Raw genomic sequence first — 3,649 nt, forward strand, 5'->3', positions numbered from 1 at the left:
AGCTATGGAGAAACTCTCTCCACAGCTATTCTATATTTATTGATATTTTGTAAATGCTAGAGTTACATTATGACCACCAAAGCCTAATGAATTGGATAATACGGTATTTACCTTTGCCTCTTTCGCAATATTAGGCACATAGTCTAAATCTAATTCTTCATCAGGGGTCTCATAATTTATCGTTGCTGGAATAATACTATCGTTTATTGCTAATAAGGAGAAGATTGCTTCAATTGCGCCAGCAGCTCCTAATAAATGACCGGTCATGGATTTGGTAGAGCTAACGGATAAACGATAGGCATGTTCACTAAATATCTCTTTTATTGCTTTCGTTTCGTTCATATCATTATAATGTGTCGATGTACCATGTGCATTAATATAATCAACCTGTTCAGGAGATAAGCTAGCATCCTCTAAAGCTAGTTTCATTGCCCGTTGTCCCCCTTCCCCATTAGGGGCTGGAGTTGTAATATGATAAGCATCTCCTGTTGCACCATAGCCAACAACTTCACCATAAATTTTTGCACCACGAGATAAAGCATGTTCTAACTCTTCAAGAATAATTACTCCCGAACCTTCTGCAATGACAAAGCCATCTCGATTTTTATCAAATGGACGACTAGCTGTATTTGGGTCAGGATTTGTAGATAGAGCAGTCATATTGGAAAAGCCTGCAACGGTCATACCTGTAATTGCAGCTTCGGCTCCACCTGCAATCATTATATCCGCTACCCCATTTTGAACTACACGGAAAGAGTCCCCTATTGAATTTGCTCCAGAAGCACATGCTGTTACCGAACAATTATTAATTCCTTTTGCACCTAATTCTATTGATACTCTTCCTGAAGCTATGTCAGGAATAAGCATTGGAATAGTGAATGGATTTACTCGTTTAGGACCTTTATCTAAAAAACGTTTGTGTTGAATTTCGAATTCATCTAAACCACCAATCCCAGACCCAATCCACACTCCAATACGTTCTGGGTCGATATCTTCTCCTACTTTAAGACGAGCATCTTCCATTGCCATTTTACTTGCAGCAATGGCAAAATGGGTAAATCGAGCCATTCTTCTCGCTTCTTTAAAGTCCATGAAATCACCAGGGTTAAAATTTTTTACTTCTCCTGCCACTTTCACATTGGATTTATCCACATCAAATCTCGTAGCAGGTCCAATACCTGAAACACTTTTTTTAATATTTTCCCAAGTAGTAGATATATCATTACCTAGTGGGGTTACTGCACCAATTCCTGTAACAACTACTCTCTTCGTCACTTTACTTCCCCCTAATCTAATCACCAATAATTATATTTATTGACAAACTCTCTGTTAGTACCTGGTCATATTATAAGATAATACTTACTATTTTACATGATTCACGTATAAAAAAAAAGACGAACATCATGTAAATTCTTTATCCATCTGATTACTCTAGCGTTTTGTGTTTTAATCTTATTACCAAAGAACTATGTTAATAATCTATATATCCTGGCTTCATAAGGCTTTAGCTTTAATCTATATTTCCATTCCGTGTCATTGAAGTCATAGTTACATATTAAAAGCTCTTTTGTTTTAAATGGTAATCGTGTTGGAATATTACATGTTACTTCCTTCTTTGAAAGATTAGTTACAATTAAAGCAACCTCCTCCTTTTGTTTTCTTATATAGGCATATATTTTTTTATGCTTCTTTAAGATCAGCTCATAGGAACCATAGATAAAGACATCATTTTCTTTTCGCAATTGAATAAGCGTCTTATAATAATGGTATATGGACTTTAGATCCTTGATGGATTTTTCTACATTAATCGTTTCATAATTAGGATTCACTTTCAGCCATGGAATACCCGTTGAAAAACCAGCATTCATTGTTGTATTCCATTGCATTGGTGTTCGTGAATTATCACGTCCGTTCATCCAAATGATTTCCATAATGTCATCATGGGGTGTTCCCTTTTCTATTTCTTCCTTATACATGTTTTTTATGGCAACATCATTATAATCTTCTATGGAATCAAACTTTACATTTGTCATCCCTATTTCTTGCCCTTGATAAATAAAAGGGGTTCCTTGCATGAAAAAAAACATGGTTGCAAGGCATTTCGCCGACTTTTCCCAGTATCGTTCACTATCGCCCCAAGTGGAAACAGAACGTGGTTGATCGTGATTCTCTAAAAATAATGCATTCCAGCCAATACCATCTAAACCATTCTGCCATTTCGATAACGTCCTTTTTAATGCAGGGAGGTCTAATCCCCCAGTTTTACTTTTTTTCCAAAGTCCCAAATGTTCAAATTGAAAAATCATATTAAAATAGCCTCGATCTTCACCAACCCAACGATCTGCATCTTCCACACTTACGCCATTTGCTTCTCCAACTGTCATGATGTCATAATTATCAAAGGTTTCCCTTTTAAGTTCTTCTAAAAAAACATCAATTCCTTCTTGATTCATATGTCCATCATAGGATGGAACGTACTTTTCGTTGTTTGGATTCGGTAGGTCTGGAAAGCCAGGTGCTTTTTTTATATGTGAAATAGCATCTACTCGAAACCCATCAATTCCTTTATCTAACCACCAATTTACCATCTCGTAGAGGTCTTGCCTTACATCCGCATTTTCCCAGTTTAAATCAGGTTGTTTTCTTGAAAAAACATGCATGTAATATTCCTTTGTATTAGGATCAAATTCCCAGGCAGATCCACCAAAGATAGATTCCCAGTTGTTCGGCTCCTCACCATTTTTACCAGGATACCAAATATAATAATCTCGATAGGCATTCGTTTTCGACGATCTAGATTCCATAAACCACGGATGCTCGTCTGACGTATGGTTTATGACAAGGTCCATAATTAACTTCATCCCTCGTTGATGGACTTCTTTTAATAACTGATCGAAATCCTCCATTGTTCCGAAGTCATCCATAATATCTTGATAATCACTAATATCGTACCCATTATCATCGTTGGGTGATTGATAGATTGGGCAGATCCAGATGACATCGATTCCTAAGTCTTGTAAATAATCGAGTTTCGAAATGACTCCCTGAATATCCCCAATTCCGTCTCCATTTGAATCCATAAAGCTTCGAGGATATATTTGATAGGCAACCGCTTCTTTCCACCATTTTTTTGAAATTTCCATTTCCTCATCTCCTTAGCGTGTTAGGAAGTTGCTACGACAGGTATGTTCATGACGTTATGTCATTATGTAAAATAAATCTAACCACCTTTATTACATGCTAATTGTATTTCCATTATACCTATATTTTCCTGTCCATTAAATTGAAATGGATTTACCTTTCATATGCCCCCTTCCACAACGGTGCGTAAGTCAGTTTTAATTTCTATATTTTGTGTTATACATTTTAAACGGTATAACTTAAAATAAGCTTGGATAATTCCAAACTCATTTTTTTAGAACAACTATTGAATTGGAACATTGTTTTCCGTTCTACACTTACTTGAAACTATCGTTAAACGTTCCATAAGGTATTAGCTAGTAGCTTTAGTTTGGACATGATATGATCATGCCAGTGTCTCCTATGATCATTCCGATTCAAGAACGATAAATTCAACATTTATTCCTTCTATGTTATACCTGTTATTTCTATCTCCCTCAACTGAAAATTCAGCATTCCCATTTACAAT

General features: G+C 36.0%; 2 protein-coding genes. Both read right to left on the reverse strand.

What is annotated here, in order from left to right; all coding sequences use genetic code 11:
- Positions 1-36 precede the first annotated feature (36 nt).
- Positions 37-1,275 (reverse strand): beta-ketoacyl-ACP synthase II, encoded by a 1,239-nt coding sequence (fabF, locus tag QA612_RS22375; RefSeq protein WP_278286052.1) that lies wholly within the window; start codon positions 1,273-1,275, stop codon positions 37-39.
- Positions 1,276-1,466: 191 nt separating this feature from the next.
- Complete coding sequence (locus QA612_RS22380; protein WP_278286053.1) at positions 1,467-3,137, reverse strand: glycoside hydrolase family 13 protein; 1,671 nt, start codon at positions 3,135-3,137, stop codon at positions 1,467-1,469.
- Positions 3,138-3,649: the final 512 nt, after the last annotated feature.

Source organism: Evansella sp. AB-P1 (assembly GCF_029688925.1).
GTDB lineage: Bacteria > Bacillota > Bacilli > Bacillales > Salisediminibacteriaceae > Evansella.